This window comes from Aeromicrobium endophyticum (genome assembly GCF_003586285.1).
Lineage (GTDB): Bacteria > Actinomycetota > Actinomycetes > Propionibacteriales > Nocardioidaceae > Aeromicrobium > Aeromicrobium endophyticum.
In genome coordinates, this window is the sequence record NZ_QUBR01000002.1 from 85,398 (window position 1) to 98,176 (window position 12,779).

General features: G+C 71.5%; 15 protein-coding genes. 9 read left to right on the plus strand and 6 right to left on the minus strand.

The features are described from left to right. The first annotated feature begins 33 nt into the window (after positions 1-33). On the plus strand, positions 34-789 hold the full coding sequence (locus tag DX116_RS10975; RefSeq protein ID WP_147393650.1) for a hypothetical protein: 756 nt from the start codon (positions 34-36) through the stop codon (positions 787-789). Here the strand turns inward: DX116_RS10975 and DX116_RS10980 are convergent. Next, a complete protein-coding gene (locus DX116_RS10980) occupies positions 786-1,241 on the minus strand; it encodes a GNAT family N-acetyltransferase (protein ID WP_119704318.1) in 456 nt (151 codons plus the stop codon). The genes DX116_RS10975 and DX116_RS10980 overlap by 4 nt on opposite strands. A 22-nt stretch (positions 1,242-1,263) precedes the next feature. On the opposite strand from DX116_RS10980, the gene DX116_RS10985 reads away from it, so the two are divergent. Continuing rightward, positions 1,264-1,917 (plus strand): VOC family protein, encoded by a 654-nt coding sequence (locus tag DX116_RS10985; RefSeq protein ID WP_119704319.1) that lies wholly within the window; start codon positions 1,264-1,266, stop codon positions 1,915-1,917. Positions 1,918-1,935: 18 nt separating this feature from the next. Here DX116_RS10985 and DX116_RS10990 read toward each other — a convergent pair whose 3' ends face one another. From DX116_RS10990 to DX116_RS11005, 4 genes are read right to left on the minus strand one after another with little or no spacing between them, the layout of a single operon-like run. Further along, complete coding sequence (locus DX116_RS10990) at positions 1,936-2,322, minus strand: Fur family transcriptional regulator (RefSeq protein ID WP_119704320.1); 387 nt, start codon at positions 2,320-2,322, stop codon at positions 1,936-1,938. Between the two features lie 10 nt (positions 2,323-2,332). Beyond that, positions 2,333-3,172 carry a metal ABC transporter permease gene (locus tag DX116_RS10995; protein WP_119704321.1) on the minus strand — a complete coding sequence of 280 codons (840 nt, stop codon included), beginning with the start codon at positions 3,170-3,172 and terminating at the stop codon, positions 2,333-2,335. After that, positions 3,165-3,956, minus strand: coding sequence for a metal ABC transporter ATP-binding protein (locus tag DX116_RS11000; protein ID WP_119704322.1), 792 nt, complete (start codon positions 3,954-3,956; stop codon positions 3,165-3,167). Before DX116_RS11000 ends, DX116_RS10995 begins: the two co-directional genes overlap by 8 nt. Continuing rightward, positions 3,953-4,912: a metal ABC transporter substrate-binding protein gene (locus tag DX116_RS11005; RefSeq protein ID WP_119704323.1), complete on the minus strand. Its 960-nt coding sequence runs from the start codon at positions 4,910-4,912 to the stop codon at positions 3,953-3,955. The genes DX116_RS11000 and DX116_RS11005 overlap by 4 nt, the downstream gene beginning before the upstream one ends. Before the next feature lie 167 nt (positions 4,913-5,079). On the opposite strand from DX116_RS11005, the gene DX116_RS11010 reads away from it, so the two are divergent. The 6 genes from DX116_RS11010 (at position 5,080) to DX116_RS11035 (ending at position 10,757) form a co-directional block, all read left to right on the plus strand. Then, positions 5,080-6,480: a glycine--tRNA ligase gene (locus tag DX116_RS11010; RefSeq protein WP_119704324.1), complete on the plus strand. Its 1,401-nt coding sequence runs from the start codon at positions 5,080-5,082 to the stop codon at positions 6,478-6,480. A gap of 25 nt (positions 6,481-6,505) precedes the next feature. Continuing rightward, positions 6,506-7,099: a hypothetical protein gene (locus tag DX116_RS11015; RefSeq protein WP_147393651.1), complete on the plus strand. Its 594-nt coding sequence runs from the start codon at positions 6,506-6,508 to the stop codon at positions 7,097-7,099. Positions 7,100-7,308: 209 nt separating this feature from the next. Beyond that, positions 7,309-8,256 carry an ABC transporter ATP-binding protein gene (locus DX116_RS11020; RefSeq protein ID WP_119704326.1) on the plus strand — a complete coding sequence of 316 codons (948 nt, stop codon included), beginning with the start codon at positions 7,309-7,311 and terminating at the stop codon, positions 8,254-8,256. Further along, positions 8,253-9,032: an ABC transporter permease gene (locus tag DX116_RS11025; RefSeq protein WP_119704327.1), complete on the plus strand. Its 780-nt coding sequence runs from the start codon at positions 8,253-8,255 to the stop codon at positions 9,030-9,032. The genes DX116_RS11020 and DX116_RS11025 overlap by 4 nt, the downstream gene beginning before the upstream one ends. A 13-nt stretch (positions 9,033-9,045) precedes the next feature. After that, complete coding sequence (locus DX116_RS11030) at positions 9,046-10,143, plus strand: sensor histidine kinase (RefSeq protein ID WP_199716053.1); 1,098 nt, start codon at positions 9,046-9,048, stop codon at positions 10,141-10,143. Beyond that, positions 10,140-10,757: a response regulator transcription factor gene (locus tag DX116_RS11035; protein ID WP_119704328.1), complete on the plus strand. Its 618-nt coding sequence runs from the start codon at positions 10,140-10,142 to the stop codon at positions 10,755-10,757. Before DX116_RS11030 ends, DX116_RS11035 begins: the two co-directional genes overlap by 4 nt. Before the next feature lie 7 nt (positions 10,758-10,764). Here DX116_RS11035 and DX116_RS11040 read toward each other — a convergent pair whose 3' ends face one another. After that, a complete protein-coding gene (locus DX116_RS11040) occupies positions 10,765-11,502 on the minus strand; it encodes a hypothetical protein (RefSeq protein ID WP_119704329.1) in 738 nt (245 codons plus the stop codon). 54 nt (positions 11,503-11,556) lie between these two features. Between DX116_RS11040 and dusB the strand changes: the two genes are divergently transcribed. Next, positions 11,557-12,699 carry a tRNA dihydrouridine synthase DusB gene (gene dusB / locus DX116_RS11045; protein ID WP_119704330.1) on the plus strand — a complete coding sequence of 381 codons (1,143 nt, stop codon included), beginning with the start codon at positions 11,557-11,559 and terminating at the stop codon, positions 12,697-12,699. The last annotated feature ends 80 nt before the right edge of the window (positions 12,700-12,779 follow it).

The window sequence follows — 12,779 nt, forward strand, 5'->3', positions numbered from 1 at the left end:
GCCAGCGGCCGCGGCCCCTGGCACCGTGGGAGGGTGACCTCCCGCTCCGTGCGGCTCGTGATGTTCGTGCCCGTCGTCGTGACGCTGCTGACCGCCGCAGCCGTCGGTGCCGCGATCGTCGTGCAGGACCACCGCGAGACCGCACGGATGGCCAGGGCCGATGAGGTGGCCGAGGCGTTCTTGTCGGACGTCGGCATGTTCCGGGGCGACGTCGCCCGCGTGATCGCCCGCGCGCGAGAGGCCGAGCCGGCAGAGCTGCGCCGGGTGCTCGCCTCGGCCGTCGCCGATCCTCCCGAGCTGGGCGAGCCTCCCGCCGGGGCGGAGCGGTCGGAGACCTACGCGTCGGCGACCGCGACGGCCAGGACGTTCCTGGCTCCCTACCGGCGGCTCGACCGCCAGCTGCGGAGGGCCGATGTCGCCCTGACCTTCGTGGGGGCGGCGCGCGAGGCGCTCGAGACGCGGGCGACCGACTACGTCGGCTTCGGACCCATCGGCGACAGCGCGGCGGTGCGGACGCGGCTCGTCCCCGCCTTCGTCGAGGCGCGCGACGACTTCGCGGACGTCCGCGTGCCGAAGGGTCAGCGGGCGCTCGCCGCCACCGTCCGCGAGGCGCTGCAGTACGTCATCGATCGCGCGGGTGCCCTCGCCGACAGCATCGAGGTGGGTCGCAGCTACTCGTTCTCCTACACGCAGGAGTTCACCGCCGCGGCGGACGCCGTCGACGACTACGCGACGACGGTCGAGGGCGACCTGGCCGAGGCGCTGAACGCCGTGACGGCGAGCGGCTAGCGCTCGGCCGCCCGCACCATCGGCACGTGGTCGATGCCGGCCTCCATGAAGTTCTCGCCCGAGCGGACGTAGCCGTGCTGGCCGTACCACTGCTCGAGATGAGCCTGCGCGTTGAGCTCGAGGGCGGCCGTGCCCCACAGGCGCGTGCACTCGGCGACGAGGCGGCCGGACAGGCCGCGACCCCGCGCGTCGCGGCGCGTGCAGACCCGTCCGACGTGGCGGACGTCGTGCTCGACGAACGACCGGAGGTAGCTGGTGATCCCGTCGTCGTCGGCGAGCCACAGGTGCGTCGTCGACGCCAGCAGGTCACGTCCGTCGACGTCGACCTCGTCGCACCGCTGCTCGACCGCGAAGACCGCGTCGCGGATGCGCCAGACGTCGTGGACCTGCTGCGCCGTGAGCTGGTCGCCGGTCACGTGATGGATGGTGGTCGGGGAAGGTGCTTCGGTCACACCCCGACCCTACGCTGGGGACATGGCTGACGACGTGCTGTCCGGAGACCAGATCGTGCCGATGGGGCTCGACGACTGGCGCTCGATGTACGGCACCCTCGAGGCGAGGTTCGCCACGGGCGACTTCGCCACCGGTCTGCGGCTGGTGGTCGCGATCGGTGCCGCCGCCGAGGAGGCGGGACACCACCCCGAGGTCGAGCTGCGCGCCGAGCACGTCGCCGTCGTGCTGACCAGTCACGATGCCGGCGGCAAGACCTTGCGAGACGTCGACCTGGCGCGCCGCATCAGCGCCGCCGCCGCCGACCTGGGGGTCGTGGCCGATCCGACGCTCGTCCAGCGACCCGAGCTCGCCCTCGACACCTGGGACATCGAGGCGATCAGACCGTTCTGGGCCGCCGTCCTGCAGGCAGAAGCACGGGGCGACGACGAGGTGGTCGACCCGCTGCACCGCACGCCCACCATCTGGTTCCAGCGGTGCGAGCCGCACGACGAGCCGCACCAGCGTTGGCACCTCGACCTGCGGGTGCCGCCCGAGGTCGTGCACGACCGCATCGCGGCGGCCGTCGCCGCTGGCGGGGTCGTGGTCTCCGACCAGGCGGCACCGCGCTTCTGGGTGCTCGCCGACCCGCAGGGCAACAAGATCTGCCTGTGCACCCACGTCACCCGGCCCGACTGAGGTCCTCCGGGACGCGCGTCAGGCGCAGGACGAGCAGGTGCCGAAGATCTCGAGGGTGTGCGCGACGTCGCGGAAGCCGTTCTCGTCGGCGATCTTGTCGGCCCAGCGCTCGACCGACGGCCCCTCGATCTCGACGGTGCGTCCGCACGAGCGGCACACCAGGTGGTGGTGGTGACCCGCGCTGCACTGGCGGTAGAGCACCTCGCCGTCGTCGTTGCGCAGCGCGTCGACCTCGGCCGCGTCGGCCAGCACCTGCAGGCTGCGGTAGACCGTCGACAGGCCGACGGACTCGCCGCGCCTCTTGAGGATGTCGTGGATCTCCTGGGCGCTGGCGAAGCCGTCGAGATCCTCCAGGATCGCGACGACGGCTCGCCTCTGACGGGTGTTGCGCGGTGCTTCGACCATGACGTCCTCCTCAGACCCAATCTACTCGGGCGCGTCTCGACCGGGTGCGAGTCAGCACCGCGCCGACGGTCGCCGCCACGGCGAAGACCACCAGGGCGATCATGACGATGGTGGGGCCGGGGGCGGTGTCGATCTGGTAGCTCGTGAACAAGCCGCCGACCGCCGCGAACAGGCCGATGACCATCGCCGTGAGGTGCGTGGTGCGGAAGCTGCGGGTGATCTGCTGGGAGGCGGCGACCGGCACGACCATCAGCGCCGACACGAGCAGCAGCCCGACGGTCTTCATCGCGACGGTGATCGTGACGGCTGCGAGTACCGCGATGAGGATGCTGTAGGCCCGGGTCGGCACGCCGCTGACCTTGGCGTGCTCCTCGTCCTGGCAGACCGCGAACAGCTGGGGCGACAGCCCGAGCGACAGGGCGATCACGACGACTCCGAGGATCCCCACCAGGACGAGGTCGCTCGAGCTGACGGTGGTGATCGCGCCGAACAGGTAGGCGTTGAGCGAGTTGGCGCTCTCGCCGGCGATGTTGGTGAGTAGCACGCCGCCCGCGATGCCGCCGTAGAACAGCATCGCGAGGGCCACGTCGGCGCTGGTGCGGCCGTACATGCGCAGCAGCTCGATGACCACCGCTCCGAGCGCCGCCACGACGACGGCGGTGAAGATCGGCGCGACGTTGACGAGCAGGCCGAGTGCCACACCGGTGAGGGCGACGTGGCCGAGGCCGTCGCCGAGCAGGGCCAGGCGGCGCTGCACCAGGAAGGTGCCGATGGCGGGCGCGGCCAGGCCGGTGAAGATCGCGGCGACCAGCGCGTACTTCATGAAGTCGTACTGCAGCGCGTCAAGCATCCTGGCCGCCACCCACGGGGTTGCCCTTGAAGCCGTCGGCCTTCTCGGGCCGGCCGCTGTGCACGTGGACGTGGACGTGCTCGGGGTCGCGGACCGCATCGACCGGGCCGTCGTATGTCACGGTGCCGTTCTCGAGCACGACGGCGCGATGGATCAGCGGACGCAGGGGGCCGAGCTCGTGGGCGACGAGCAGGATCGACGTGCCCTCGGCGACGAGACCGGCCAGCAGCTCGGCGAGGGACTCCTGGTTGTCGTGGTCGACGCCGGCGGTCGGCTCGTCCATGATCAGCAGCTCGGCGCCGGCGGCCAGGGCACGGGCGATCAGGGCACGCTGCTGCTGGCCGCCCGACATCTCGCTGACGGCCGAGCGGGTGCGATCGGACAGGCCGACGCGGGCGATGGCGGCCTCGACCGCGGCGAGGTCGTCCTTGGAGCGCCAGCCCACGAACCGGCGGCGGGCGAGGCGTCCGCTCATGACGACCTCGTGCATCGTGGCCGGCACACCGGCGACGGCGCGCGAGCGCTGGGGGACGTAGCCCAGGCGCTGCCGGTCGCGGAAGCGTCCGAGCGGCGTGCCGAACAGCTCGACCGTGCCGGACGAGAACGGGACGAGCCCCACCGCGGCGCGCACCAGCGTCGACTTGCCCGATCCGTTCGCGCCGAGCAGGGTCACGAACTCACCGGCGGACACGTCGAGGTCGACCTGTCGCAGGACAGGTCGACCGTCGAGTGCCACGGTCAGGCCGCGGACCGCCAGGGGAGACGGGGTGGTGGGCAGTGTCATGAACAGCCGTTGGCCTTCTTCAAGGTGTCGAGGTTCTTGCGCATCAAGGTCAGGTAGGTCTCGCCCTTGGTGTCGGCCGAGAGACCTTCGATCGGGTCGAGCGTAGCGGTCGTCGCGCCGGTCTCCTTGGCGATGGTGTCGGCGATCGCCGGGCTGACGAGCTCCTCGGTGAAGATCGTGGTGATGCCCTGCGCCTTCACGAGCTTCGTGATGTCGGCCAGCTGGGCCGGCGACGGCTCGTTGGACGGGTCGATGCCGGCGATCGGCACCTGCGTCAGGCCGTAGCGGGCGGCGAGGTACTGGAAGGCCGCGTGGCTCGTGACGATCGTGCGCGTCGTGCAGGTCTCCAGACCGGTCGCGAAGTCGTCGCCGAGGGTCGTGAGCTCGCCCTCGAACGCGGTGGCGTTGGCGGCGTACTGGTCGGCGTGGGCGGGGTCGATCTTCGCCAGCCTGGACTCGACGGCCTTCGTGATCGCGATCATGTTGTCGGGATCGAGCCAGGTGTGCGGGTCCTCGTCGCCGTGGTCGTGCCCCTCGTCCTCGTGATCGTGCCCCTCGTCGCCGTGCTCCTCCTCGCCCCCCGCTTGGGTCGGCTTGAGCGTCACGACGTCGGCGACGTCGACCGTGTCGTCGTCCGAGCGGTCGGCCTGCTCGACGGCCTCGTCGACCGCGGCCTGGAAGTGCTTCTCGTAGACGACGAGGTCGGCGTCCTGCACGGCCCCCACCTGCTTGGGCTTGAGCTCCAGGTCGTGCGGCTCGACGCCCGGCGCGGTCAGGTTCTGGACGTCGACGAGGTCGCCGCCGACCTGCTGCACGGCGTAGGCGAAGGGGTAGAACGACGCCGCGACCGAGACCTTGTCGCCGCCACGGCCGGCACCTCCGTCGTCGGACGAGCCGCCGCAGGCGGCGAGCGAGACGAGCGGGATGACGGCCAGCAGGGCGAGGGTCCTCTTCATGACAACGATTGTCATTCGTCATGACAACGATTGTCAAATCAACGTGAGGGCCACCAGAGGCGGGGACGTCGCGCGGCCTCGATAGACTGCGGCGTACCTCGGGCGCGGGGCATCACGATGCCTCGCACAGGCCCGCCGACACCCAGCCGGATTGGAAACATCCCCTCATGGCAACGACCGTCGACCACGTCATCAGCCTCAGCAAGCGCAGGGGATTCGTCTACCAGTGCGGCGAGATCTACGGCGGCACCAAGTCCGCCTGGGACTACGGCCCGCTCGGCGTCGAGCTCAAGGACAACATCAAGCGCCAGTGGTGGCGCTCGATGGTGCAGGGCCGTGACGACGTCGTGGGCCTCGACTCGTCGGTCATCCTGCCCACCGCGGTCTGGGAGGCGTCAGGCCATCTCGCGGCGTTCGTCGACCCGCTCGTCGAGTGCCAGAACTGCCACAAGCGCTACCGGCAGGACCACCTGCAGGAGGCCTACGCCGAGAAGAAGGCCAAGAAGGACGGCGAGACCATCGACCCCGACTCGGTCGACATGGAGCTCATCGTCTGCGAGGCCTGCGGCACCCGCGGTCGCTGGACCGAGCCGCGCATGTTCAACGGCCTGCTCAAGACGTACCTCGGCCCCGTCGAGTCCGACGAGGGGCTGCACTACCTGCGTCCCGAGACGGCCCAGGGCATCTTCATCAACTTCGCCAACGTCATGACGACGTCGCGTCGCAAGCCGCCGTTCGGCATCGGTCAGATCGGCAAGAGCTTCCGCAACGAGATCACGCCCGGCAACTTCATCTTCCGCACCCGCGAGTTCGAGCAGATGGAGATGGAGTTCTTCGTCGAGCCCGGCACCGACGAGCAGTGGCAGGAGACGTGGATGCAGACCCGCATGGACTGGTACACGGGCCTCGGCATCGACGCCGACAACCTGCGCTTCTTCGAGCACCCCGCCGAGAAGCTGTCGCACTACTCCAAGCGCACCGTCGACATCGAGTACCGCTTCGAGTTCGCCGGCTCGGAGTGGGGCGAGCTGGAGGGCATCGCCAATCGCACCGACTTCGACCTCAAGACGCACGCCGAGCACTCGGGCAAGGACCTGCAGTTCTTCGACCAGGCCTCGGGCGAGCGCTGGACGCCGTACGTCATCGAGCCCGCCGCAGGCGTCAACCGCTCGATGATGGCCTTCCTGATCGACGCGTACACCGAGGAGCAGGTGCCCAACGCCAAGGGCGGCACCGACACCCGCACGGTGCTGAAGCTCGACCACCGGCTCGCGCCGGTCAAGGCCGCGGTGCTGCCGCTGTCGCGCAACGAGGATCTCTCGCCCAAGGCCCGCGGCCTCGCCGCCGAGCTGCGCGCCCTCTGGAACGTCGAGTTCGACGACGCGCAGGCCATCGGCAAGCGCTACCGCCGTCAGGACGAGATCGGCACGCCGTACTGCATCACGGTCGACTTCGAGACCCTCGAGGACGACGCGGTCACCATCCGCGAGCGCGACACGATGAAGCAGGAGCGCGTCGCGCTGGACCAGGTGGCCGGCTACCTCGCCGCACGGCTGATCGGCTGCTGAACCCGGGGTGCACCAGAATCGGCGCGTGAGAACTTCTCGTGCCGTCGCCGCCGTGGCCGCCTCGGCCATGGCGGTGGTGCTGGTCGGCTGCTCGTCGTCCGAGCCCAAGCCCGCGCCGAGCCCGACCACGGCCGAGCCGTCGAAGGCCTTCGACCCTCCGCCCGGCGTCTCGATCACGCCGGGCGGCACGCGGCTCGCCGTCGGCGAGCCGGGCACCGTGGTGCACCAGGTCGCCGACAGCGCGGCGAGTGCCATCACCGTCACGGTCTCGGCCGTGACGCGTGGATCCATGAAGGACTTCAGGTACTTCTCGCTCGATGCCGCGACGAAGAGGTCGAGCCCCTACTACGTGCGGGCGACGGTGACGAACGATGGGCCGGCCGGCCTCGGCGGGGCCGCGATGCCGTTGTTCGCGGTCGACTCGACCGGCACCTCCGTCCCGGCCAACGACATCGTCGGGACGTTCGAGCCGTGCCCCGTCCCGGCCCTGCCCGAGAGCTTCCTGCCGGGCGCGTCGGCCGATCTCTGCCTGGTCTACCTGCTGCCGAAGGGGCGCACGCTGACCTCCGTCAGCCTGCAGACCACCACGCCAGACGCCGCCATCTCCTGGACCCCCTGACCGCTGCCGCCCCGGATCCGCCCACCCAGATCCGCGAGTGGTGCGGAATGGACTTACTGGGACGGCGTGTCTGACCGAAACGCACCACTCGGCACCCGCACAGCACCACTCGAGGTGTGGTCGGTCCGGCCGGCGGGGTGACATCCGTCATGGGGGAGTCGTGACGGGACGACGAGGGGCGCGGGTCCCGCCGCGACGAGGCTGGAGCCATGAACCGATCCACTCCGGCCGTCCACGTCGACGGCATCGTCAAGCGCTTCGGCGACGTGACCGCGGTCGACCACCTGAGCCTGGACATCCACCCGGGCGAGGTCGTGGCCTTCCTCGGACCCAACGGCGCCGGCAAGACCACGACCGTCGACATGATCCTCGGTCTGACCCGGCCCGACGAGGGCGTCGTCGAGGTGTTCGGCGGCGACGCCCGCGCCGCCGTCGCCCTCGGACGGGTCGCCGCCGTGATGCAGAGCGGCGGCCTGCTCAAGGACTTCACGCTCCGCGAGACCGTCGAGCTGACGGCCTCGCTGTTCCGCCCCGCGCGCCCCGTCGACGAGGTGCTCGAGCGGGCCGGCATCCTCGACGTCGCCGACCGTCCGGTGGGCAAGGCGTCGGGTGGCCAGCAGCAGCGGCTGCGGTTCGCCCTGGCGCTGCTGCCCGACCCCGACCTGCTGATCCTCGACGAGCCGACGACGGGCATGGACGTGCAGGGCCGGCGCGACTTCTGGAGCGCCATCCGCTCCGACGCCGCCCGCGGACGGACGACGGTCTTCGCGACCCACTACCTCGAGGAGGCGGACGCGTACGCCGACCGCATCGTGCTCGTGCGCCACGGACGCGTGGTGGCCGACGGCACCGCGGCGGAGATCAAGGCGATGGCGTCGGGCCGCACGGTGCGCGCGACGCTGCCGAACGCGGACGCCGCCAGCCTCGCCCGGCTCGCGGGAGTCGACGCCGTCGACGTCCGCGGCGACTCGGTCATCGTGCACGGGTCCGACAGCGATGCCATCGCGCGGCACCTGCTCGGCCACACCGAGGCCCGTGACCTGGAGATCACGTCCCGCAACCTCGAGGAGGCCTTCGTCGCGCTCACGGCCGACGAAGCCCCGACCACTGAAACTCCGGCCACCGGAGACGCGATCCCTGAAGGAGTCCACGCATGAGCACCGTCGCCACGACCCGGACCGTCCCGCCGCTGGGTGGCTTCTCGCCGACCTTCCTACGCCTCGAGCTGCGCCGCATGCTGCGCAACAAGCGAGCCGTGATCTTCACGCTGGTGTTCCCGAGCGTGTTCTTCCTGCTGTTCGGCACCGACTCGTCCTACAGGTCCGGTCGGTCGGGGCAGGGCAACACCACGGCCTACATCATGGTCAGCATGGCCGTCTACGGCGCCATGATCGCCACGACGAGCGGCGGCGCGATGGTCGCGACCGAGCGGGCGCTCGGCTGGAGCCGGCAGCTGCGCCTGACGCCCTTGCAGCCCGTCGCGTACGTGGCGATCAAGGTCGCGGTGGCCATGGTGATGGGGCTGGCGTCGATCGTCGCGGTCTTCGTCGTCGGGCACCTCGCAGGAGCCGAGCTGCCCGTCGGACGCCTCGTCCTGTGCGGGGTGCTCGCCTGGGTCTGCACGCTGGTGTTCGCGGCGTTCGGCCTCTTCATGGGGTACCTGCTGCCGAGCGAGAACGTCATGCAGATCCTCGGCCCCGCGCTGGCCCTGCTGTCGTTCGCCGGAGGCTTGTTCGTGCCGCTCGACCAGATGAGCGACGTCTTCGCCTCGGTCGCGAAGTTCACCCCGGCCTACGGCGTCGGCGTCATCGCTCGCTCGCCGTTCGGCGAGGACGGCAACGTCGCCCTCGCGGTGCTGAACATCGCGGCGTGGGCCGCGGTGTTCGTCGGCGGCGCCGCGTGGCGGATGAGCCGCGACACGCAGCGCGTCTGACTAGGCTCGACCCGTGAACGAGACGCCCCGGACGTTCGAGGACCGGTCCCGCTGGGGCCGGCTCCTCGGCGCCGGCATCTGGCTGCTGTTCCTCGGCAACCCGTTGCGGCGCCTGCTCGACGAGCCCGACGACCTCGCCCGCATCGGCGGTGTCGTCGCGCTGGGCCTGTTCGTGGCGGTCTACCTGGCCGGCCTGATGCAGGTCGGCCGCGTGCACGCCGAGCGACGCTACGCCGCCGCGTGGGCGGCCGTCGCGGTGATGGTCGGGCTGACCGCCGCGGTCGTGCCCGGGGCGGGCGACCAGGCGCTGACGTGCCTGGTCTTCGTGGCGGCGCTGGCCGTCGCGACCCTTCCCAGCTGGCAGGCGCTGGCCGTCGTGGCGGCGCTGTTCGCGACGACGACGGTGCTGCCGCTCGTGGTCGACGGATGGCTGAGCCACGGCAACAACTTCGCGGTGATCCTGGCCTCGGCGGCGGTGTGGTCGTTCCGCCTCGCGTGGCAGCGTCAGGCCCGGCTGCTGGCGGCCGAGCGCGACCTGTCCGAGCTCGCGGTCGAGCAGGAGCGTGACCGCATCGGTCGCGACCTGCACGACATCCTGGGCCACTCGCTCACGATCATCACGGTCAAGGCCGAGCTGGCCGAGCGGCTCATCGACACCGACCCCGACCGCGCGCGGGCCGAGCTGGCCGACCTGCAGCGGCTGTCACGCGACGCGCTGGCCGACGTCCGGTCCACCGCCCGCGGCATCCGCGGCATCTCGCTGCCGGGCGAGATCGCCTCGGCCCGCATGGCGCTCGAGGCGGCCGGGATCCGCCCGGTGCTGCCGACCGTCGCCGACGAGGTGCCGTCGCGGTGGCGCGACCTCTTCGCGTGGACGCTGCGCGAGGGCGTCACCAACGTCATCCGTCACAGCGAGGCGTCCGAGTGCGTCGTCGAGGTGTCCGCCGAGCACATCGCCGTGCGCGACGACGGACGTGGTCCCGCCGACGAGGGTTCTGGCACGGGGCTCGACGGCCTGCGGCAGCGCGCCCGCCTCGCCGGGGCCACCGTGACGACGAGCCCGGGCCCGGGACGTCGCGGCTTCGAGCTGACGGTGACGGTGCCGGCATGACGATCCGGGTGCTGATCGCCGACGACCAGGCGCTGGTGCGCGGTGCGCTGGCGGCGCTGCTGCAGATGGAGGACGACCTCGAGATCGTCGCCGAGGTCTCGCGCGGCGACGAGGTCGTCGACGCGGCGCTGGCCCACCAGCCCGACGTCGCGCTGCTCGACGTCGAGATGCCCGGCGTCGACGGCCTCGCCGCGGCCCGGCTGCTGCGCGACGCCGTGCCGGCGTGCCGCGTGCTGATGGTGACGACGTTCGGACGTCCCGGCTACCTCAAGCAGGCGATGGCAGCGGGGGCCAGCGGGTTCGTCGTCAAGGACACCCCGGCCCGGCAGCTCGCCGATGCCGTGCGGCGGGTGCACCAAGGACTGCGCGTCGTCGACCCGACGCTCGCCGCCGAGTCGTTGACGCAGGGCGACTCGCCCCTCACCGCGCGGGAGGCGGACGTGCTGCAGGCCGCCCGCGACGGGGGCACGGTGGCCGACATCGCCGCGGGGTTGTTCCTCTCGGACGGCACGGTGCGCAACCACCTGTCGAGCGCGATCGGCAAGACCGGCGCGCGCACGCGGGCCGAGGCCGTCCGCGTCGCCGTCGACAACGGCTGGCTGCTGCCGCACTGAGCACCCGTCACCCACGGAGACGGGCGGCGGCCACCCTCAGCACCGTCCCGAGCGCGATCAGGCCGAGGACCAGGAACGTTCCGACCTGCCCGATGAGCAGCAGCGTCGGGTGGGTCGTCTCGACGTCGTCGCGAAGGACGCCCACCAGCGGAAGGATCTCCCGGGAGCGGGGGCTGTCGTACCCGAGGACGCCGATGATCGGCAGGAACCACAGGCTCGCGCCGACCGTCGCGACGAACGGCCCCAAGGCGACCCACCGTGAGCCGTCCGCGCCCTTCGGGGGTCCGTGACGGAGGATCGCGCCGAACCCGAGGAGTCCGGCGAAGCAGAGCCCCTCGGCCAGCACCGCCAGCAGGAGGCACACGCCGAGCGCGCCCGCGATGAGCACCACGAGCGCCCCGTAGGCGAAGGCGGCGGGTGAGATCGACAGCGAGACGACGATCCACACGGAGGCGTAGCCGTAGACCGCCGGCGCGTCCCACGGCCGTCCGGTCCGGGTCCTCGGCGCGTCAGCGATGGCCACGACCGTGGTGACGGCACCGAACAACAAGCCCGAGAAGGTCCACGCCATCATCCCCGGCCCGAAGTCCTCGCCCTCGTCGAACAGCGCCACCCCGACGATCTGCCCGACCACCGTGACGGCCCACGTCAGGTGGGCGATCGTGCCCGAGGCGCGACCGAACGCCCGCCGCAGGGGTCTCTTCCTGCCGGTGGCAGTGCCCGGTCTGCGTCGTGGTCCGCTCATCGGGCACCATCCTGCCGTGTGATCCGGCAGCGCGGCGTGAGGGACAATGGAGGCATGTCCACCGCCACGCTGCCCCGATCGCTGCGGCTCGGCGACCTCGAGGTCGCCACGCCCGTCGTGCTGGCGCCGATGGCAGGGGTCACCAACGCAGCCTTCCGCCAGCTGTGCGCCGAGCAGGGCGCGGGCCTCTACGTCTGCGAGATGATCACGTCGCGCGGCATCGTCGAGGGCGACCGGACGAGCCTCGGCATGCTGACGTTCGCGCACAACGAGCAGCTCCGCTCGGTGCAGCTGTACGGCATCGACCCCGACACCATCGGGCGCGCCGTCGAGATCCTGTGCGCCGACCACGGCGTCGACCACGTCGACCTCAACTTCGGCTGCCCCGTGCCCAAGGTGACGCGCAAGGGCGGGGGAGCGGCCCTGCCCTGGAAGGACGTCCTGCTGGGGCAGATCCTCACCTCGGCGGTGGCGGCCGCGGCTCCCTACGGCGTGCCGGTCACGATGAAGACCCGCAAGGGCATCGACGACGACCACCTGACCTACCTCGACGCCGGCCGCATCGCCCAGGACACCGGATGCGCCGCGATCGCCCTGCACGGACGCACCGCGGTGCAGCACTACTCGGGTCACGCCGACTGGGACTCCATCGCCGAGCTCAAGGCCGCCGTGGACATCCCCGTGCTCGGCAACGGCGACATCTGGGAGGCGTCCGACGCGATCCGCATGGTCGAGCAGACCGGTGTCGACGGCGTGGTCGTGGGCCGCGGCTGCCTCGGACGTCCGTGGCTGTTCCGCGACCTCGCGGCGGCCTTCGCCGGCGAACCCGTCGTCGGCCTTCCGGTGCTGGGCGAGGTCGCGGCGATGATGCGCCGGCACGCCGAGCTGCTCGCCGAGGTGATGGGCGAGGAGCGGGGCTGCATCGAGTTCCGCAAGCACATCGCCTGGTACCTCAAGGGCTTCGCCGCCGGCAGCGACGTCCGCAAGCAGCTCGGCATGGTCTCGTCGTTCGCCGCGCTCGACGAGCTGCTGGGCCGCCTCGACCCGACCGAGTCGTTCCCGGTCGCCGAGCTCGGCACGCCGCGTGGACGCCAGGGCACGCCCAAGCGCGTCGTCGTCCCGGACGGCTGGCTCGACAGCCGGGAGGTCGTGGGCTCCCTCGACCCGCTCGCCGAGGACGCCACCTCCGGCGGCTGACCCCGCCCCGGTCCGTTCGCGATCTGTGACGCCCACGGCGTCACGACGCGCGGGTGACGCCGTAGGCGTCACAGTTCGGG